The organism is Nocardioides sp. SYSU D00065, assembly GCF_017916425.1.
Lineage (GTDB): Bacteria > Actinomycetota > Actinomycetes > Propionibacteriales > Nocardioidaceae > Nocardioides.
The window spans coordinates 542085-561051 of record NZ_JAFMSX010000001.1; the positions used below are offsets into that span (position 1 = coordinate 542085).

At 73.7% G+C, this 18967-nt stretch carries 21 protein-coding genes; 10 read left to right on the forward strand and 11 right to left on the reverse strand.

Features of this window, described 5'->3' with window-relative positions:
* Positions 1-39: 39 nt before the first annotated feature.
* Complete coding sequence (locus J3P41_RS02710; protein ID WP_210648700.1) at positions 40-597, reverse strand: NAD(P)H-dependent oxidoreductase; 558 nt, start codon at positions 595-597, stop codon at positions 40-42.
* Between the two features lie 72 nt (positions 598-669).
* Here J3P41_RS02710 and J3P41_RS02715 point away from each other — a divergent pair, with 72 nt between their 5' ends.
* Positions 670-1260 carry a helix-turn-helix domain-containing protein gene (locus J3P41_RS02715; protein ID WP_307861797.1) on the forward strand — a complete coding sequence of 197 codons (591 nt, stop codon included), beginning with the start codon at positions 670-672 and terminating at the stop codon, positions 1258-1260.
* A gap of 9 nt (positions 1261-1269) precedes the next feature.
* On the opposite strand, the gene J3P41_RS18840 is transcribed toward J3P41_RS02715, so the two are convergent.
* From J3P41_RS18840 to J3P41_RS19130, 3 genes are all read right to left on the reverse strand, one after another.
* Positions 1270-1401, reverse strand: coding sequence for a hypothetical protein (locus J3P41_RS18840; RefSeq protein ID WP_282594792.1), 132 nt, complete (start codon positions 1399-1401; stop codon positions 1270-1272).
* 74 nt (positions 1402-1475) lie between these two features.
* Positions 1476-3068, reverse strand: a complete 1593-nt coding sequence (cimA, locus tag J3P41_RS02720) for a citramalate synthase (RefSeq protein ID WP_210648701.1) — start codon at positions 3066-3068, stop codon at positions 1476-1478.
* Positions 3069-3175: 107 nt separating this feature from the next.
* Complete coding sequence (locus J3P41_RS19130; protein ID WP_210648702.1) at positions 3176-4144, reverse strand: DMT family transporter; 969 nt, start codon at positions 4142-4144, stop codon at positions 3176-3178.
* A gap of 73 nt (positions 4145-4217) precedes the next feature.
* On the opposite strand from J3P41_RS19130, the gene J3P41_RS02730 reads away from it, so the two are divergent.
* Positions 4218-5183: a LysR family transcriptional regulator gene (locus tag J3P41_RS02730; RefSeq protein ID WP_210648703.1), complete on the forward strand. Its 966-nt coding sequence runs from the start codon at positions 4218-4220 to the stop codon at positions 5181-5183.
* Here J3P41_RS02730 and J3P41_RS02735 read toward each other — a convergent pair.
* Positions 5131-5988 (reverse strand): ERCC4 domain-containing protein, encoded by an 858-nt coding sequence (locus J3P41_RS02735; RefSeq protein WP_210648704.1) that lies wholly within the window; start codon positions 5986-5988, stop codon positions 5131-5133. The genes J3P41_RS02730 and J3P41_RS02735 overlap by 53 nt on opposite strands.
* Positions 5989-6046: 58 nt before the next feature.
* Here J3P41_RS02735 and J3P41_RS02740 point away from each other — a divergent pair, with 58 nt between their 5' ends.
* From J3P41_RS02740 to J3P41_RS02760, 5 genes are all read left to right on the forward strand, one after another.
* Complete coding sequence (locus J3P41_RS02740; RefSeq protein ID WP_210648705.1) at positions 6047-6394, forward strand: TraR/DksA C4-type zinc finger protein; 348 nt, start codon at positions 6047-6049, stop codon at positions 6392-6394.
* Between the two features lie 59 nt (positions 6395-6453).
* Complete coding sequence (locus tag J3P41_RS02745; protein ID WP_210648706.1) at positions 6454-6615, forward strand: hypothetical protein; 162 nt, start codon at positions 6454-6456, stop codon at positions 6613-6615.
* Positions 6616-6652: 37 nt separating this feature from the next.
* Positions 6653-7219, forward strand: a complete 567-nt coding sequence (locus J3P41_RS02750) for an alpha-ketoglutarate-dependent dioxygenase AlkB (protein WP_210648707.1) — start codon at positions 6653-6655, stop codon at positions 7217-7219.
* A gap of 94 nt (positions 7220-7313) precedes the next feature.
* The gene (locus J3P41_RS02755) at positions 7314-8921 is read left to right on the forward strand and encodes an ATP-dependent DNA helicase RecQ (protein ID WP_210648708.1); all 1608 of its coding nucleotides are present in this window, start codon (positions 7314-7316) and stop codon (positions 8919-8921) included.
* 28 nt (positions 8922-8949) lie between these two features.
* Positions 8950-9279 (forward strand): hypothetical protein, encoded by a 330-nt coding sequence (locus J3P41_RS02760; protein WP_210648709.1) that lies wholly within the window; start codon positions 8950-8952, stop codon positions 9277-9279.
* Positions 9280-9345: 66 nt separating this feature from the next.
* Here J3P41_RS02760 and J3P41_RS02765 read toward each other — a convergent pair whose 3' ends face one another.
* From J3P41_RS02765 to J3P41_RS02790, 6 genes are all read right to left on the reverse strand, one after another.
* Positions 9346-9900: a DUF5709 domain-containing protein gene (locus tag J3P41_RS02765; protein WP_246861432.1), complete on the reverse strand. Its 555-nt coding sequence runs from the start codon at positions 9898-9900 to the stop codon at positions 9346-9348.
* 69 nt (positions 9901-9969) lie between these two features.
* The gene (locus J3P41_RS02770; RefSeq protein WP_210648710.1) at positions 9970-11619 is read right to left on the reverse strand and encodes a serine/threonine-protein kinase; all 1650 of its coding nucleotides are present in this window, start codon (positions 11617-11619) and stop codon (positions 9970-9972) included.
* Between the two features lie 86 nt (positions 11620-11705).
* Positions 11706-13574 carry a Na+/H+ antiporter NhaA gene (gene nhaA / locus J3P41_RS02775; RefSeq protein ID WP_210648711.1) on the reverse strand — a complete coding sequence of 623 codons (1869 nt, stop codon included), beginning with the start codon at positions 13572-13574 and terminating at the stop codon, positions 11706-11708.
* 26 nt (positions 13575-13600) lie between these two features.
* Entirely contained in the window at positions 13601-14689 is a 1089-nt protein-coding gene (locus tag J3P41_RS02780) for a branched-chain amino acid aminotransferase (RefSeq protein ID WP_210648712.1), read from the reverse strand.
* Between the two features lie 21 nt (positions 14690-14710).
* Positions 14711-15790, reverse strand: a complete 1080-nt coding sequence (locus tag J3P41_RS02785) for a 3-isopropylmalate dehydrogenase (RefSeq protein WP_210648713.1) — start codon at positions 15788-15790, stop codon at positions 14711-14713.
* 10 nt (positions 15791-15800) lie between these two features.
* Complete coding sequence (locus J3P41_RS02790; RefSeq protein ID WP_210648714.1) at positions 15801-15941, reverse strand: hypothetical protein; 141 nt, start codon at positions 15939-15941, stop codon at positions 15801-15803.
* 281 nt (positions 15942-16222) lie between these two features.
* Here J3P41_RS02790 and J3P41_RS02795 point away from each other — a divergent pair, with 281 nt between their 5' ends.
* From J3P41_RS02795 to J3P41_RS02805, 3 genes are read left to right on the forward strand one after another with little or no spacing between them, the layout of a single operon-like run.
* A complete protein-coding gene (locus J3P41_RS02795; protein ID WP_210648715.1) occupies positions 16223-16789 on the forward strand; it encodes an O-methyltransferase in 567 nt (188 codons plus the stop codon).
* A 50-nt stretch (positions 16790-16839) separates the two neighbouring features.
* Entirely contained in the window at positions 16840-17484 is a 645-nt protein-coding gene (locus J3P41_RS02800; protein WP_210648716.1) for an ABC transporter ATP-binding protein, read from the forward strand.
* Entirely contained in the window at positions 17474-18967 is a 1494-nt protein-coding gene (locus tag J3P41_RS02805; protein ID WP_246861634.1) for a DUF6297 family protein, read from the forward strand. Before J3P41_RS02800 ends, J3P41_RS02805 begins: the two co-directional genes overlap by 11 nt.

The following is an 18967-nucleotide window of genomic DNA, read 5'->3' on the forward strand; positions in this document are numbered from 1 at the left end:
AGCGTGGAGCGAGCGTGCGTGGAGCGAGCGTGGGGCCGGTCAGGCCGCGTCGACCTCGACCTCGTGCGCGACGAGGTCGTCGAGGGCGCCGAGGAAGCGCTGGACCGCGGCCTCGTCGGCGAGCGGGTCACCGGCGACGGCGGGCTCGTCGACGACGATGTGGTCGACCACGACCGCACCGGCGATCCGCGCTGAGTGGCGGGCGTGCTCGTGCGACCACTTGCCGCCGTAGGGAGTCGGGGTCGCACCGATCGCGGCGAACGGCTTGCCGACGATGGCGCCCTGTCCGTAGGGGCGCGAGAGCCAGTCGATGGCGTTGTTGAGCACGGCCGGCATGGTGCCGTTGTACTCCGGCGTCACGGCGAGGACGCGGTCGGCGGAGGCGACGGCCTGGCGCAGGGCTGAGGCGCTCGCCGGGACGGTGTCCCCGTCGATCTCCTCGTTGTAGAACGGCACGGCGTCGAGGCCCTCGAGCACGTCGACGGTCACGCCGGCGGGGGCGTTGTCGCGGAGGTGCTCGGCGATGCGACGGTTGAGGCTGCCGGCGCGGACGGAACCGAGGAGGACGGCGACACGGGTCTGCTTGTCAGTGGTCATGTCCGCCTAAACGGACCGTGGTCCGGTTCTATTCCCGTGCTTCAGAATTTCTTCGCGCCTAGTCTGTGGACCGTGACGCGCCTGCTCCCCCTCGCCGACGAGCCGGCTCCACGCCGGGCCGACGCGGCGCGCAACCACCAGGCGATCCTCGCGGCGGCGCTGAGGCTGGTGGAGACGCGGGGGGTCGACGGGGTGACCATGGACACCGTCGCGTCCGAGGCGGGCGTCGGGAAGGGAACGCTGTTCCGGCGCTTCGAGAGCCGGGAGGGGCTCATGGCGGCGGTGCTCAACGAGTCGGAGACGGCCTGGCAGGCGAGCGTGATCTCCGGTCCCCCGCCCCTCGGTCCCGGTGCTCCGCCGCTCGAGCGGCTGCTCGCCTTCGGCCACTCGCGCCTGCGGACCAACCTCACCCACGCCGACCTGATCGCGGCCGCCGGGCGGCCCGGGACGCGGTCGGCCGCCGCACTGTCGTTCGCCAACATGCACGTGCGCTACCTGCTGGGCGAGCTCGGCGTGAGCGGCGACCTGCTCATGCTCGCGACGGCGATCCTGGCGCCGCTGGAGATGGTGGTGCTCGAGCAGCAGGTCACCCGAGAGCGCCTGCCGCTCGAGCGCGTCGAGGCCGGGTGGGACGACCTCGTACGCCGCGTCGTGCGCGGCTGAGCGTACGGCTCAGGACTCCGTCGGCTGCGGCTCCGGCGGACCCTGGTCGGGCATCTCGCCGGGGGCGAGCGGGTTGGGCTTCTCGGTGTCGGGCACACCGGGGATGGGCTCGGTGCCGGGCTCGAACGGTGCAGTCGTCATGCCAGGCAGGTACCCGAGCGACCCGTCGTCATGTCCACTCGCCGGGCCGGCCGGGCGCCGGACCGGTCTGCCGCTCAGCGGTGGTGCCGGCGCAGCCCGAAGGTCAACCCGTCGACCAGCGCACCCCACGACGCCTCGATCACGTTGGCGCCGACGCCGACCGTGACCCACGACGACTCCCCGTCGCTGGTCTCGATGAGCACGCGCGTGATCGCGTCGGTGCCGTGGCCCTGGTCGAGGATCCGGACCTTGTAGTCGATGAGCTCGAACTTCGCGACCTCGGGGAAGGCCTGGCCGATCGCCTCGCGCAGGGCGGCGTCGAGGGCGTTGACCGGGCCGTTGCCCTCGCCCGTGACGACGTAGCGCACCTGCTCGGAGCGCAGCTTGACCGTCGCCTCGGAGATCGCCTCCCCGTCGGTGCGGGTCTCGGTGATGACGCGCCAGGACTCGACGTCGAAGTACGACGGCCGGGCGCCCTCGACCTCCTCCGCGAGCAGCAGCTCGAAGGAGGCGTCGGCGGCCTCGAAGGTGTAGCCACGCTGCTCCATCGCCTTGACCCGGTCGGTGACGCGGGTGACCAGCTCTCGCATGTCCGGCGACCCGTCGGAGAGGTCGTAGCCGAGCTCGCGGCCCTTGAGCTCGATCGACGCGCGACCGGCCATGTCGGAGACGAGCAGGCGCATGTCGTTGCCGACGCCGGTCGGGTCCATGTGCTGGTAGAGGTCCGGGTCGACCTTGATCGCGCTGGCGTGCAGTCCCGCCTTGTGGGCGAACGCCGACGTGCCGACGTAGGGCTGGCGCGAGGCCGGCGGCACGTTGGTGACCTCCGCGACGGCATGTGCGATGCGGGTGGCCTCGCGGAGCAGGCCCGCCGGCAGGACGTGTCGGCCGAGCTTGAGCTCGAGGTTGGCGACGACGGTCACCAGGTCGGCGTTGCCGGTGCGCTCGCCATAGCCGTTGATGCACCCCTGGACGTGCGTGGCGCCGGCGGCGACGGCGGCGAGCGAGTTGGCGACCGCGCAGCCGCTGTCGTTGTGGGCGTGGATGCCGACGCGGGCGCCGGTGGTCTCGATGACGTCGGAGACCACGTCGGAGACCCAGTCGGGGAGCATGCCGCCGTTGGTGTCGCACAGCGCGACGACCTCCGCGCCCGCCTCGGCGGCCGTGCGCAGGACCTCCAGCGCGTAGTCGCGGTTGGCGCGGTAGCCGTCGAAGAAGTGCTCGGCGTCGAGGAAGACGGTCTGGCCCTCCTCGCGCAGGTGCGTGACCGTGTCGCGCACCATCGCGAGGTTCTCCTCCAGCGTGGTGCGCAGCGCGAGCTCGACGTGGCGGTCGTGCGACTTCGCGACCAGCGTGACCACGCCCGCACCGGAGTCCCGCAGCGCGGCGACGAGCGGGTCGTCGGCCGCGCGTACGCCGGCGCGCCGGGTGGCGCCGAACGCCGCGAGCCGGGCGTGCTCGAGGTCCAGCTCCGCACGCGCCCGGCGGAAGAACTCGGTGTCCTTGGGGTTCGAGCCGGGCCAGCCGCCCTCGATGTAGCCCACGCCGAGGCCGTCGAGCTGCTTGGCGATGCTCAGCTTGTCGGCGACCGAGAGGTTGAGCCCCTCCTGCTGGGCGCCGTCGCGCAGGGTGGTGTCATAGACGTGGAACGCGCCGTGCAGGTCCATCGGTCATCTCTCTGGCTGGGTCGGAGCAACAAAAAACCTCCTGGGGTCCAGGAGGTCGGCGCGGCGGGGAGTCCCGTCGCGCTAGGCAATGATGATCGTGCTGGTGGTCACGGGTTCAGGGTGCCATCCCAGCGGCTCGCGCGAGACGCGCGTCCCACGATCTGGTCGCCGGCGTCGTCCTCGACCCGCGGACCGCGTCCCCGCAGCTGGACGAGCGCCACGGACGCCAGGACGAGTCCGCCGCCGATGACCTGGACCGGGGTGAGGAACTCATCCAGCAGGAGAGCCGCGAGCGTCGCGGTGGCGACCGGCTCGAACGTGGAGAGGATCGAGGCGGTCGACGGCCCCGTGCGTCGCATGCCGGCGAAGAAGGCCAGTGCGGCGACCACGGTGGACACGACCGCGATGCAGGCGATCCACAGCCAGCCGTGCGCGGTGGCCGGGAGGTCGATGCCGCCGGTCAGCGCCGCCTGCGCCGACAGCACCACGGCCGCGCCGGTCATCACCAAGGTGGTGAGCACCACGGGCGGCACCTGCCGGACGGTGGCGTCCGAGACGAGGATGTAGACCGTGTAGGTGAGCGCCGACCCGAAGGCCAGGGCGACGCCGGTCGCGTCGAAGCCGACCGCACCTGCTCCGACGAGGACCAGCAACGTCCCCAGCGTCGAGACCCCGAGCGCCGCCAGCCGCGCCGGAGTCAGCCGCTCGCGGCCGAGCAGCACGGCCGCGAGGGTCACCAGGACGGGGTAGGTGTAGAGCACGAGGGCCACCAGCGCGGCGTCGATGCGCCCGAGGGCGGCGAAGTACAACGTCGCCTGCAACGCGTAGCCGATCCCCCCGAGCGCCAACCCCGTCAGCAGCAGCCGGTGGGGCCGACCGGAGCCCGGCGCGGTCACCGGGCCACGTCCGGTGCGCAGCGCGTGCAACGCCGTCATCGCGACCAGCAGTGCCGCAGCGAGGACGAACCGGAGCAGCACGAGCGACTGCGGTGAGACGCCTTCGTCGTAGGCGAGCTTGCCGAACACCGCCATCGCGCCGAAGCACGCGGCGGACAGGAGCACGAGGAGAGGACCCACGTCCCCAGTCTCGCGATGCCACACTCGTCACGTCCAACGACGGATTCCGTATGCGAATCGTTAGGGTTTGTGGATGGACACGTGGGACCTCCGCCGGCTGCGGATCCTGCGCGAGCTGGAGCAGCGCACGACGCTGGCAGCGGTCGCGGCGGCCCTCGGCTACAGCCCCTCGGCGATCTCCCAGCAGCTGGCGGTGCTCGAGCGGGAGGTCGGCGTCCGGCTCCTGGAGCGAGCAGGCCGCGGGGTGCGCCTCACCGACGCCGGCCGGCTCCTCGCGCAGCACGCAGGGATCCTGCTCGCTGCGACCGAGGCCGCCCAGGCCGACCTCGGGTCGCTGGGCGGCGACGTACGCGGGACCGTGCGGGCCGCGGGACTGCAGTCGGCGACACGACGGGTGCTGATCCCGGCACTGGCCGACATCCAGGCCACGCACCCCGCCGTGCGGTTCGAGCTCACCGAGCTCGAGCTCGAGCAGGCGCTGCCGGAGCTGCGGCTGGGCTCGCTCGACCTCGTGATCAGCGACGAGTACACCGGCCACCCGCGTCCTCGGCCACCGGGGCTGCGGCACGAGGTCCTGGTGGACGAGCCGCTGCGGGTCGTCCTCCCCGCCGGGCACCCCAGCGCTGCCGACGACGGGCCGGTGTCGATCGCGGACCTGCGCGAGGAGGTGTGGGTGGCGTCCGCTGCCGGGACCGGCCACCACGCGCTGGTGGTCGCGGCCTGCCGCTCGCACGGCGGCTTCGACCCCGACGTGCGACACCGGTCCAACGATGCCGACGTCCAGCTGGAGCTGATCAGGTCGACCGGCGCCGTGGGACTGCTGCCTGTCCTGTCCCTCCCGACGGCCGACCCCTCGCTCGCCGTCCGCGACGTCGTCGACTCGACACCCGTCACGCGACGGCTGCTCCTGCTCACCCGGGACAGGCCCCCCGGTCCCGCCCTCGCCGCCGTGCTCACGGCGGTGCGAGCGCAGACCGACCGGCTCGTCAGTCCGCTCCCGCGCCCGGCTCGGACTCGGCCTCGACGACCTCCCCGGTGAGGCCGTCGACCAGCTGGGTGCCGGCCGCGGCCGAGCGCAGGGCACGCAGGGCGATGGCGCGACGGTCGAACGACTCGGGCTCCGCCGTGCGGTCCGGGCCGGTGAGGATCCAGCGCCGCGGCGGTCGCGTCCCGCGTGCAGGCCGCTCCGGCTCGGGCTCGCGGTCGGCGGGGGCGACGTAGCCACCGTGCAGCGCCTCGGCGAGCCGCCCGGCCCGCACCCGGCCGATGCCGGGGTGGCGACGCAGGCCCTCCGGAGCGGCCGCGGCGATCGCCGCGACGCTGCCGTGGGCGGCGAGGAGGCTGCGCGCCATCGCCGCGCTGATGCCTGGCACGACCGAGAGCATCACCTCCGCCTGCGCCGACGGGTGCCGCGGCGCCCGCCGCGGGCCCTCGGCGCGGGTCGTCGGTGCGGCGCGCCGCGCACGCTTGGCGAGGCGGACGATCCACGCCGCACTGTCCTCGGCGTCGAGGCTGTGCAGCACGGTGAACCCGTCCTCCACCAGCCGGCACACCGCGCCGCGCCACGCGTCCTCGGCGATCCCCCGCGGCTCGCCCTCCACGAGGAGCACCGCCTGGGGGAAGGTCGACTGCAACCGCACCGCTTGGTCGAAGATGCGCCCGTCGCGGATCGAGGCGCCCAGGTCCTGGGGGCCCTTGCGCTCGACGGCCAGGCCGACGCCGAGGACGTAGTCGCCCACCGGCAGGTCGGTGAGCCGCACGTCGAGCCCGGCCGCGGCCAGTGCCTCGGGAATCCCGCTGCCCCGCTCCCGGTGGTCGACCAGCACCGGACCGTTCTCCACCACGCCCCGACGCTACCCGGACGACTGTCGCGCTGTCGGAGGCAGCCGCCATCATGGCGGCGTGGACCCCGCACGCAGCCGCCTCGAGGACGAACGACGGCTCGCCCTCGCCCGCCTGGCCAGCCTGAGCGGTGACTACGAGTCCGTCGTGGCGGCGTCCCTCGACACCAACGCCGACGACGAGCACGACCCCGAGGGCCACACGATCGCCTTCGAGCGCTCCCAGATCGGGGCGCTCGTGCAGCAGGTGCGTCGCCACCTGGCGGAGATCGACGCGGCGCTGGCGCGGGTGGAGTCAGCGACGTACGGCACCTGCGAGCGCTGCGGCCGGCCGGTCGGCGCGGCCCGCCTGGAGGCGCTGCCGGCGGCGCGCACGTGCATCGCCTGCGCGAGCGGGCAGCGCCGGTGACTGCCCGGCGCTCAGGTGGGTACGGGACCGTCCCGTCCCCGGATCCGAGCGAGGCACTCATGAGCGAGCAGGACGGCCGCGGCGCGGCCGAGGAGCAGGCAGGCGTGAGCGAGACCGGGGAGGAGCACGCCGGCCCGGCGTCCCCGTCCTCGACGCCCAGCGACGGCGAGCCGTCCCGCGTCGACGGCGCCGCCGAGGAGAGCGCCGGCGTCGACGACTGAGGCACCCAGGCCGCGACGCAGGTAGCCCACGATGGCCATGCGCGGCGTCGAGGAGCGTCCGGCGGGACTGGTGCTGGACCTCGACCTCCTGGCCGAGGCCGAGGAGGCCGACCTCCTGCGCTGGTGCCGGGGACTGGCGACCGAGCCGGTCGTCATGCACGGTGTCGCCTCGCGCCGGCTGGTGCGGCACTTCGGCGTGGACTACGACTACGCCTCGTGGGGCACGAGCGACATCGAGCCCGTTCCCGATCGGCTGCTGCCGCTCCGGGACCGGGCCGCGGCGCTCGCCGAGGTCGACGCCGACAGCCTCGTCGAGGCGCTCGTGACGCACTACCCGGCGGGCGCGGGCATCGGCTGGCACCGCGACGCCACGGCGTTCGGCCCGACAGTGGTCGGCGTGTCGCTGGCCTCGGACTCCGTGATGCGGTTCCAGCGCAGGGCCGCGGGCGGGGTGAGACATGTCTTCGAGCAGCCGCTGCCCCGCCGCTCGGCGTACGTCCTCGCGGGTCAGGCCCGCAGCGTCTGGCAGCACAGCGTCCCGCCCGTCAGCCAGGAGCGCTGGTCGGTCACCTTCCGACAGCTCCGGCGCGGACCGCGAGCGTGAGGTGACCGACGTCGCTCGCATGGGCGGTGTCGGGGGCGGGTACCGCCAGCCGCTGCAGTCATCGCGGGCCGACGGCCCATGGGAGGAGCCCAGGTTGGCCATCGATTCCGCGCGCGTGCGCGAGACGGCCGAGCAGTACTTCGGCCACCGCGAGCTCCTGCCCGGGCAGGAGGAGGCGATCAGCACGCTGCTCGCCGGCAGCGACGTGCTCCTCGTCGCGCCGACCGGGTCGGGCAAGTCCCTGACCTACCAGGTGGCCGGGCTGCTGCTCGGCGGGTGCACGGTCGTGGTCTCGCCCCTCCTCGCGCTGCAGCAGGACCAGGTCGCCGCCCTGGAGGAGGTGGGCCTCGGGGCGGCCCGGCTCAGCTCGGCGGAGTCCGAGGCACGGCGCGCAGAGGTGCTCGAGGCGGCGCGCGGGGGCGACGTACGGTTCCTGCTGCTCTCCCCCGAGCAGCTCGCCAACCCCGACGTGCTCGCCGAGGTGGCGGCGCTCGAGCCGACGCTCGTCGCGGTCGACGAGGCGCACTGCGTGTCGTCGTGGGGCCACGACTTCCGCCCCGACTACCTGCGCCTCGGCGACCTGATCGCCCGGCTCGGCTCACCGCGGGTGATCGCGATGACCGCGACGGCAGCGCTGCCCACCCAGCAGGACATCGCCGAGCGGCTGGCGCTGCGCGAGCACCGCGTCGTGCTGACCGGCTTCGAGCGCGACAACATCGCGCTGCGCGTCGAGCGCTTCGCCGACGCCGACGAACAGCGCGACCGCGTGCTGGAGCTCGTCGACGGGCTCTCCGGCGGCCCTGGCAGCGGTGTGGTCTACTGCCGCACCCGCGCGGGCGCCGAGGAGTACGCCGACGCGCTGGTCGAGCGCGGCCTGCGGGCGGCGGCGTACCACGCCGGCCTCGGCCAGCGGCGCCGCTCGGAGGTGCACGAGGCGTTCATGTCCGGCGAGGTGCCGCTGGTGGCGGCCACCTCCGCCTTCGGCATGGGCATCGACAAGCCCGACATCCGCTTCGTCGTGCACGCCGACGTGCCGGAGTCGCCGGACACGTACTACCAGGAGGTCGGGCGCGCCGGGCGCGACCGGGCGACCGCGACGGCGGTGCTGGCCTACCGGGCCGAGGACCTCTCGCTCGGGCGCTTCTTCACGACTCCGGTGCCCAAGCGGGCCGACGTACGAGCCGTGATCGCCGCCATGGACGCAGCGGGCAGCGACGACCCGCGCGAGGTGGCCGAGCACCTCGACTTCGGGTTCCGCAAGGCCGGCCGCATCGTCAACCTCGTCGGTCTGGGCCGGCAGGCCGCCGATCTGCCCGACGACGCGGACGTCGAGAAGGTGGTCGACGCCGTCGTCGAGCGGGCTGAGGCGCAGCGCAGGCTGGAGAGCTCGCGCGTGGAGATGATGCGGGCCTACGCAGAGACGGACCGGTGCCGCAGCGCCTTCATGCTCGGCTACTTCGGTGCCGAGGTGCGTGAGCGGTGCGGGATCTGCGACAACTGCGTGGAGGGCACCGCCCCCGAGGAGAGCCAGGACGACGACGTGCCGTACGCCGTCCAGGCCACCGTGCGGCACGCGGAGTTCGGGCTCGGGACGGTCACCGACGTCGAGGAGGACCGGGTGACGGTGCTGTTCGAGGACGTGGGCTACCGCACGCTGGCCACCGAGCTCGTCGAGGAGCGTGGCCTGCTCGAGGAGGCGTGAGGTCCGCCGCCGCTGGGTACCGGGCGCCATGACCCACCACGAGGCCCCTCTCCCCGACTACGACAACCTCGCGACCGGCTCCATCGAGTCCCGGGCGCACGCCCTCGACCCGGACGGGGTGCGTCAGCTGCTCGACTACGAGCGCCAGCACGCCAACCGCCCGCAGATCGTGATGATGCTCGAGCACCGGCTGACCTCGCTCGAGAGCGGTGACGCCACGCCGTCGACCGGCGACCCCGGCGCGCCCGCGCCGGAGACGGCGCCGGGCGAGGCGCCCGCCGCCGCGGTCACGCCGGGTCCGCCGGTCAACCCGCCGTCGCAGGGCGACCCGACGAACCCGGCCCAGCCGCGCGGCTGACTCCCCGGAACGCGTCGAGGGGCCCCGACCGACCTGGTCGGGGCCCCTCGGCACGTCAGGACGTGATCAGTCCGGCGGGTTGAGGTCGGGGTCCTCGACCACGTGCACGGCGGCCTCCTCGGCACCCGCCGCGGCGCCGTCGATGCCCACGTCGGTGGCGACGAGGTCCTTGTCGGTGTCCTCGCGGACGCCCTCGTCGGTCGCGACCAGGCGGCCGGCGCGCATGCCGTCGACGTCGTCGGTCTCGGCGCCGCCCGCGACGTCCTCCTGCGGCACCAGCGCGGCGAGGTCACCGCGCTCGGCCTCCTCCTCGGCGACCTCGTAGGGGTCCGGCTCGGGGACCTCCTGTCCCACGCGCTGCTCCAGCGACTCGCCCTGGCTCTCCTCGAGCGGCGTGTTGCCGAAGCCCTGTCCCGCCGACCACTTCTCGGGCGGCGAGTAGCCCTCGTCCAGCGGCTCGGCGAGCCCACGGTCGTCGACGAGGCTGTCGCCCGTGCTCTGCGGCTGCGTCTCGTCGTCGACGCTGTAGCCGTGGTAGCTCTCGTTGTCGGTCGTGTCCCCGGTGACGTCCACCGCGGGGTCGGTGCCGATCTCGGCGGCGATGTCCGGCTGCTCGGTCATGGAGCCCTCCTGCTCATCGTGGCTTGAGCAGCGAAGGTACCCCGTTCGGCGCAACCGAACGGACGGGGGTCAGAGCCAGCCGGGCAGGCGTACGCCGGAGAGCGGCGCGGAGTCGTCCGGCGCCCAGTCCGTCCCCTGGGCCGAGGCCGCGGCTCCCAGCCCGGACGCCACCGCGGCCACGAGCAGCGTGACGAGCAGCCACGGGACGCCGCGCCGCGCGAGCGGGTCGACGACGCGGTGGACCGGGGAGCGGACCCGCTCCGAGCCGGGCCCCCACCACGTCGAGAGGGCGAACGCGGCACCGATGACGCCGAGCGAGGTCGTCATCGGCGCCGAGACGGCGAAGCACAGCAGGGCGACCGCGGCGGCGATGCCGAGGCTCCACAGGCACAGCAGCACCGACCCGCCGAGCCCGGCGACCACGTGCCACGGCGCTGCGAGCAACACCTGGATGCCGTCGTACCAGCGCGCTCCCCGACGCTCGCGTCGGCTGCCGGCCGACGCCGCCGCCAGGGAGCCGCTGCGCAGGAGCCAGACGGCCACGAAGAGGACCGCGAGCGCGACGTAGGGGGCGAGGGCGATGCCGCCGGCGACGCCCCCGCCGACGGCCAGCAGGGTGAGCGAGCGTCGCAGGCGCTCACCGGCCGGCGCCCGCTCGCGAGGCGCGGGCCCGTAGTCGGCGACGTACTCGGTCGTGCCGTCCGGCAGGACGCGCGTGCTGCGGTGCGGAAGGGTGCCGGCGTCGTCCCACTCCGACGACCAGTGCACGGGCTCCTCGACCGGCGCGACCCCCGTGCCGACGCGCGTCGGTGCCGCGGCCTCGTCGTGGGCCAGGGCGACGTAGGGCAGCGTGACGGGACCTGGCTGGCGCTCGAGGGCCGGCCCGGGCCGCTCGGCGGCGGCCGTCGGGCGCGCGAGGTCCTCCAGCCAGTCGCGCACCTCGTCGAGCGAGGGCCGGTCCGCGGCTCGAGGCGCGAGTGCTTCCTCGACCAGCGGCACCAGTGCCGGATCGAGGCCGGCGAGGTCGTGCTCACCCCGTCGCACCCGGTCCATGATCGCGACGGAGGGGCCGCGCCCGTAGGGAGCGCGGCCGGTGCCCGCGTAGGCGACGGTCGCCGCCCAGGCGTGGACGTCGGAGGCGGCGGTGGCGTCGTCGCCGTGCAGGATCTCGGGCGCGAGGTAGCCCGGCGTGCCGAGCAGCCAGCCGTTCATCGTGATGCGGGAGTCCTCCGCGACCCGCGCCAGGCCGAAGTCGATGAGGATGGGCGTGCGGCCCTCCATGACGACGTTGGAGGGCTTGACGTCGCGGTGCAGCACGCCGACGGAATGGACCGCCTCGAGCGCCTCGGCGAGGCAGTCGGCGAACCACAGGAGGTCCTGGCCCCCGAGCGGTCCCTCCTCCTGCACGTGGTCGTGCAGCGAGAGGCCGGGCACGTAGCGCGTCGCGACGAAGGGGATCTCGCCCCAGGGATCCGCGTCGACGATCTCGGCGACGCGGCGGCTGCGGATCCGGCTCAGCGAGCTGACCTCGCGAGCCAGCCTGCGGCGGGCCTCGTCGTCGCCGACGACGTGCGGTCGCAGGACCTTGATCGCGACCGGCCGCTCCCCCGGCTTCTGGCCGAGGTGCACCACGCCCATGCCGCCCTCGCCGAGGCGGGCGCGCAGCGCGTAGCCGCCCACGGTCAGTCCGGGCGGCGGCGCCTTCGGGGACGTCGTCACGGCACGAGGCTACCGGCGACAGTCGGCCATCCGGCTGATCCGGAGGGCGCGCGCCGGGCACCGCCCTTCGGCCGACCCCGGCGCGGTCAGCGGACGCGCTCGACGGCCTCCAGCGCCGCGATGAGCGAGCGCCCGTCGAAGGGGCCGACGTGGCGGGTCTCGCCGATGAAGAAGGTCGGCGTCCCCCGCACGCCGCTCGCCTCCGCCGAGGCGACGTCGTGCTGGACGTGCCGGGCAAGGTCCTCGTCGTCGAGGTCGCGCAGGAACTGCTCGACGTCGAGGCCGAGCTCGGCGGCGTAGCCGGCCAGGTCCTCCAGCTCGAGCTGGTCCTGGTGGGCGAACAGGACGGCGTGCATCTCCCAGTACCTGCCCTGCCGTGCCGCCGCCTCCGCGGCCATGGCGGCCAGCTCCGCGTGCGGGTGCACGGGCAGCGGCAGGTGGCGGGTCACGTAGCGCAACCGGTCACCGAAGTGAGCGCGCAGCTCGGCGCCGACACCGCTCACCCGGGCGCAGAAGGGGCACTCGTAGTCGAGGTACTCCACCAGGGTCAGAGGGGCGTCGGCCGGTCCGAGGACGTGGTCGCGCTCCGGATCCACCGGATCGCTCAGGACGGTGGGCAGAGCAGCGTCGCGCTGACCCAGGAACCGGGCCGCGAAGCGGAACGCCAGCCACCCGGCCAGGCTCGCGAGCACGGCAGCGAACAGCACGCCGACCCGGGCCTGGTCCTGCAGCCGCGAGGAGTCGAAGGCGAGGCTGATGATCAGCAGGGAAACGGTGAACCCGATGCCGGAGAGGGCTCCGCCGGCGAGCGTGTGCCCGAGCCCGACGCCCTGCGGCAGGCGTCCCCAGCCGAGCCGGACGCTCGCGAAGGCGCCCACGAAGATGCCGAGCGTCTTGCCGACCACCAGTCCCAGCACGATGCCCCACATCAGGGCCGAGGTGAACGCGTCGCCCAGCACGCCGTTGCGGAGGTCGACGCCGGCGTTGGCCAGCGCGAAGACGGGTACGACGACGTGGCTGGTCGGGGTGTGCAGCGCCTCCTGGAGGCGCTCGTTGACCGAGATCGCGCGCGTGAGGGATCGCCGTGCGGTCCGCTGCACTCCCGGCATCGGCGACTGGCGGAACGCCAGGAACGTGCGGGCGGCGTCCTCGACGTCGCTGCGCCGGGGGTCGAGCGCCGGGACCAGGAGGCCGCTCAGCATGCCGGCGATCGAGGCGTGCACGCCCGACTCCACGGTGGCGATCCACAGGACCAGCACGATCATGACGTAGGGCGCCGCCTGCCACACGCCGTACCTGTCGAGGACTCCCAGCGCCACCAGGCAGACGGCTGCCACCAGCAGCGCGCCCGGCGAGAGGTCGTCGGAGTAGACGACCCCGATCACGCTCACGGCGATGATGTCGTCGATGACGGTCAGCGTCAGCAGGAAGATCCGCAGCTGCGTGGAGACCGTCGGTCCGACCAGCGCCATCACGCCGAGCAGGAACGCGGTGTCGGTGCCGATGACCGCACCCCAGCCCGCCGCCTGCTCACCTGAGGGGTTGAGCGCGAGGAAGATCGCGGCCGGCACCAGCATGCCGGCGAGGCCGGCCACGAGGGGGACCACCAGACGGCTCCGGTCGGTGAGCTCGCCGATGGCGAACTCCTTGCGGACCTCGAGGCCGATCACGAAGAAGAACACGACCATCAGGCCGTCGTTGATCCAGTGGTGCAGGTCCATCGTCATGCCGTCGCTGCCGAAGCGGACGGACACCTCGGTGTGCCACAGGTCGACGTAGGACTCAGACCACGGCGAGTTGGCCCAGACGAGCGCGACGAGGGCCGCGACCACCAGCATCCCGGCCGACCCCGACTCGGTGCTCATGAAGTGGCGCAGCGAGCGGGGGGACTGACCGCTGAACGCGTCAGCGCCCCGGCAGGAGGACTGCTGGGTGGTCGGGGTGTCGGCGGACATCGGTTCAGGCGCCGGTGGCGCGTGCTTCAGCAGACACGGTGCATCCACCCGAAGGTGTCCTCGGCGCGACCGAACTGCATCCCGACGAGCGCCTCACGGATCTGCATCGTCAGCTCGGTGCTCGCCGGCGCAGGGGTCGTGCCCTGCGGCGAGCGCAGCTCGCCGACCGGCGTGACGACGGCGGCCGTCCCGCAGGCGAAGATCTCGGTGATGTCGCCGGAGGCCACGCCGTCGCGCCACTCGTCGATGGAGAACTTCCGCTCCTCCACCGCATGACCGAGCTTGCTCGCGAGCTCGATGATCGAGGCGCGGGTGATGCCCTCGAGGATCGTGCCGGTCTCGGGGGTGACGATGCTGCCGTCGGCGTGCACGAAGAACAGGTTCATCCCGCCGAGCTCCTCGACGTAGCGGAACTCCTGGTCGTCGAGGAACACGACCTGGTCGCAGCCCTGCTCGATCGCCTCGCGCTGGGCGGCCAGGGAGGCTGCGTAGTTGCCGCCGGTCTTCGCCGCGCCCATGCCCCCGCGCCCGGCGCGGGTGTAGGTCTCCGAGAGCCACAGGTTGACCGGCTTCACGCCGCCCTTGAAGTAGGCGCCGGCCGGGGAGGCGATGACCATGAACGTCACGTGCTGGGCCGGTCGCACGCCGAGGAAGGTCTCGGAGGCGAACATGAAGGGGCGCAGGTAGAGCGACTTCTCGCCCTCGCCCGGCTCCGACGAGTTCTGGGGCACCCACCGCTGGTCGACCTCGACGAGGGCGTCGACGAAGTCGACGAAGTCCCCGACCGGCAGCTCGGGGAACGCCAGGCGCGCCGACGAGCGCACCATCCGCGCGGCGTTCTGGTCCGGGCGGAAGGTCCAGATCGAGCCGTCGTCGTGCCGGTAGGCCTTCATGCCCTCGAAGGTCTCCTGCGCGTAGTGCAGCACGGCGGTCGCCGGGTCGAGCGTCAGCGGCCCGTAGGGCGTGATGCGCGCGCCGTGCCACCCCTCCTCGGGCGTCCACTCCACCGTGAGCATGTGGTCGGTGAAGTGCTGGCCGAACCCGGGGTTCGCGAGGATCTCGGCGAGCCGGGCGTCGTCGACGGGCGAGGGGTTGGCGGTGGTGCTGATCTGCATGGGGTCAACCTATTCCAGGGCTCAGATGCGGGCGGCGATCGCGTCCCCGACCTCGCTCGTACGACGACTCGTGCCTGGCGCGCGCTCGGAGAGGTCGGCCAGGACGGCCGTCTCGATGCGCGCCGCGGCCTCGCCGTGGCCGAGGTGGTCGAGCAGGAGTGCGGCGGACAGGATCGCGGCGGTGGGGTCGGCCTTCTGCTGGCCGGCGATGTCGGGGGCCGATCCGTGGACGGGCTCGAACATCGAGGGGGCCGTCCGGTCGGGGTTGACGTTGCCGGACGCTGCGAGGCCGATGCCGCCGGTGATGGCGGCGGCGAGGTCGGTGACGATGTCGCCGAACAGGTTGTCGGTGACGATCACGTCGAAGCGTGCCGGGTCGGTGGCCAGGAAGATCATCGCCGCGTCGACGTGCATGTAGTCGGTGGTGACGTCCGGGAACTCCTGACCCACCGCCTCGAACAGCCGCCACCACAGCGAGCCGGCGTTGACCAGCACGTTGGTCTTGTGGACCAGGGTCAGCTTCTTGCGGGGGCGCTTCTGCGCGCGGGCGAAGGCGTCGCGCACCACCCGCTCGACGCCGTAGGCGGTGTTGACCGAGACCTCGGTGGCGATCTCGGCCGGCGTGCCGACCCGGAGGGCACCTCCGTTGCCCGTGTAGGGGCCTTCGGTGCCCTCGCGGACCACGACGAAGTCGATGTCACCGGGCTCGGCCAGGGGTGAGGCCGTGCCCGGGAAGAGCCGCGACGGGCGCAGGTTGACGTAGTGGTCGAGCTCGAAGCGCAGCCGCAGCAGCAGGCCGCGCTCGAGGATGCCGGGCGGCAGGTTGGGGTCGTTGGGCTTGCCTCCCACGGCTCCCAGCAGGATCGCGTCGTGCCCGCGGATCTCGGCGAGCACCGAGTCGGGCAGCACCTCCCCGGTGGCGAGGTAGCGCTCGGCGCCGAGGTCGTAGCGCGTCGGCTCGAACGCCACCGGGGAGGCGGCCTCGAGCACCTTGAGGGCCTCGGCCGTCACCTCCGGGCCGATCCCGTCGCCAGGGATGACGGCGAGGGTCGGGTTGCCGGAGACGGGCGGAGTGGACGTCGGCTGCTGGGAGTCGGACATGGCGCGAACGCTAGTTGTCGTCGGGACGCAGGCCGCCGTTGTCTCGCAGGTCAAGCGCCCGCTGCACCGCAGCGGCGGTGTTCTCCGCACTGCGCGGGTTCTCGGGGTCGTGGGCGGCGGGGCCCCAGGCGTCGGGATACATCTGGTACATCGAACGTCACCTCTGCGGCTTCGAAGGGCGTCAGCTGGGCTGACTCTGATGCGAGAAGCCGGGGGGCGGCGGAACCTCGTCAACGCCGAACACCGCGACGAGGTGGCCTCTCTGTCAGGCCTCGCCGCGGCGGTCGATGAGTACGAGGACGCTCCGCATGGTGCGCCGACCCTACGACCGGGCGCCGGCGCCGCGCACCGGATTTCGTGGTGCGTGTCAGATCGTGAGATGTCCGGCCGCGGACTGGGATCGCGTCCGGGGGATGACACACTCTCGACCTCATGTCTGCTCCTCCGGAACTCCCCGACGTCGTGCAGCGCGCCTTCGACGTGTGCCGACAGGCGGGCTACGTCGCGTTCTGCCGCAACGAGACCGGCCGGCTGCTCGCGACGCTCGCCGCGACCCGCGGCGGCACGATGGCGGAGTTCGGCACCGGGTGCGGCGTGGGCACGGCGTGGCTGCGCAGCGGCGTACGCAACGGGGCGCGGATCCTCACCGCCGAGCTGGACGAGTCGCTGGCCGGCGCGGCCTCGACGATCTTCACCGACGACGCCTGCGTCGAGGTCCTCGCGGCCGACTGGAACGTGCTGCGCGACCGCGGCCCGTTCTCCCTGCTGTTCCTCGACTCCGGCAGCCCCTCGGAGGTCGGCGTCGACTCGATCATCGACCTGGTGGAGCCCGGCGGCATCGTCGTGCTCGACGACTTCGCGCCCTGCGAGTCGTGGCCGCCCATCGCCTACGGCCGGGTGGACACCCTGCGCGAGCAGTGGCTCACCGACGAGCGGTTCACCGCGGTCGAGGTGATGGTCGCCGCCGACGCCTCGACCATCCTCGCCACGCGTCGCTGACGGAGCGCCGTCCGCGGCCGCGGACGGCGCTTCCTGCTTGGATGTGGCGCATGGGGGAGGCACTGCTCACGGTCCGCGGCATCACGCGCCGCTTCGGCGACCGCACGATCCTGTCCGGGCTCGACCTGGACGTGGCGTGCGGCGAGGCGGTCGGCGTCGTCGGCCCCAACGGCAGCGGCAAGTCGACGCTGCTGCGGTGCATCGTCGGTGCCGACGAGGCCGACGCCGGCACGTCGACGCTGGCGGGCGAGCCCCTCGACGAGCGGGTGCCCGGGATCCGCCGCGACCTGGCCGTCGTTCTGGACGACATCGACTTCTTCCCCGACCTCTCGGTCGTCGAGCACCTGGACCTGGTGGCTCGGGCGCACGCGCAGCCGGACGCCGAGGAGGTCGTCAACGGCGTGCTCGACGAGGTGGGCCTGATGGAGGTGTCCGGGCAGCTGCCCTCGACGCTCTCCTCGGGCCAGCGGCGCCGGCTGGCGCTGGCGAGCGCGTTCGTGCGACCGCGGCGGCTGCTCGTCCTCGACGAGCCGGAGGCCCGCCTCGACGTCGACGGCGTGGCGTGGCTCGGGGACAAGCTGGTCGCGGAGAAGGGGGCGGGCCGCGCGGTGCTCCTGGTCAGTCACGACCCCGCCCTGGTGGCGCGCGTGTGCGACCGCGTCGTACGGCTCGGCGCCGACCGTGATGACGCCTGAGCCGCCGGTCGCCGTTCCCACCGCGCGCGAGATCCGGCGCGAGGTCCGGGACTGGCGCCGGGGCCGTGCCGACCTGCGGTGGGGCGAGGCGCTGTCCGACGCGTACGTCGTCCTCTTCGGCGTCGTCATGGTCGCCGCGATGGGCGGCAACGTGGTGCTCGAGCTGCGGCGCCTGGCCGACGGCACCTGCGCCGGCGCGTGCAGCGACGTCCGGTCGGCGGCACCGTGGCTGGCGGCCCTGGCAGTCGCGCTGCTCGCCCTCGGCCTGGCCCGGCTCCTGGGTCCGGTGTTCAGCCCACCCGCTGCCAACGCGTGGCTGCTGAGCACCCCGGTCGACCGCGGCGCCCTGCTGCGCCCCGGCTGGTGGCGCACGGCGGCCCTCTGCCTGACCGGGGCGGCGGTGCTGCTGCTCGCCCCGGCGGTGCTGGGCGGGTTCTCCGTCGTCGATGGGGCCCTCTTCGTGCTCGCCTGCGCCGGTGCGTCCCTCGCCTGCGTCTGCGTCGCCGCGCTCTCGCAGGTCCACGAGCGCCCCGCCGCGCGCTGGCTCACGTGGGTCCTCGCGGCGACGCTGTGGTGCGGCCTGGCTCTCGCCGCGACCCGACCTCGACCGTGGGGGTCGGTCGTCGCGCCGGGGACGGTCGGGGCCGCGGTCGGTGCGGCGCTCGCGGTGCTCGTCGGACTGGCGGCCCTCGCGCTGGCGTGGCGCGCGGCGGTGGCGGTCGGCGGGGTGACCCGCCGGGTGCTGGGCCACACCGAGCACCTGTCCCCCAGCCTGTCGGGTGCGCTCTCCTCGCTCGACCTCGGCCTGATGTACGACGTGCTGCTGGCCCGTCGCTGGGGTCGCGGCGCCCACGTGCGGCCCCGCACCGGCGGGCCGCTCGGCTGGCGGGCCCTGGTGCACCGTGAGCTGCGGCGCGCGGGCCGCACGCCCCAGCCGTACGTGCTGCTGGCAGGTCTCGTCCTGCTGCCGTACGCCGCCGCACGCGCCGACGCGGGGCGCGCGGTCGTGCTCGTCACGACGCTCGTCGGGCTGCTCGGCGGGCCGGCCCTCTGCGCGGGCCTGCGGGTCGTCGTACGGACCGAGAGCCTGGCTCGGATGCTGCCCCTGCGGCGGTCGCGGCTGCTCCTGGCACACCTGGTCGTGCCCGGCACGGCACTGATGCTGTTCGCGCTCGCGACGACGTGGACGCTGAGCCCGGCCCACCCGCCGGTCGAGGCGGTGGCGCTGGCCGCGGCGTGCGGCGTCTCGTCGCTCGCGGCGACCGTGCGGTGGGTGACCGGCAAGCCGCCCGACTACGCCGCGCCGATGGTCAGCACGCCGGCCGGCGCAGTGCCGACCGGCGTGCTGGGAAGCGTGGCGCGCGGGTTCGACGTCTGGGCGCTCACGGCGCTGCCGCTCATGTTCGGCCCGGTCGGCGTCCTGGTCTCGGTCGGCATCAGCGTCGGCGTCATCGCCTACCTGGTCCGCGACGACGCGACCTGA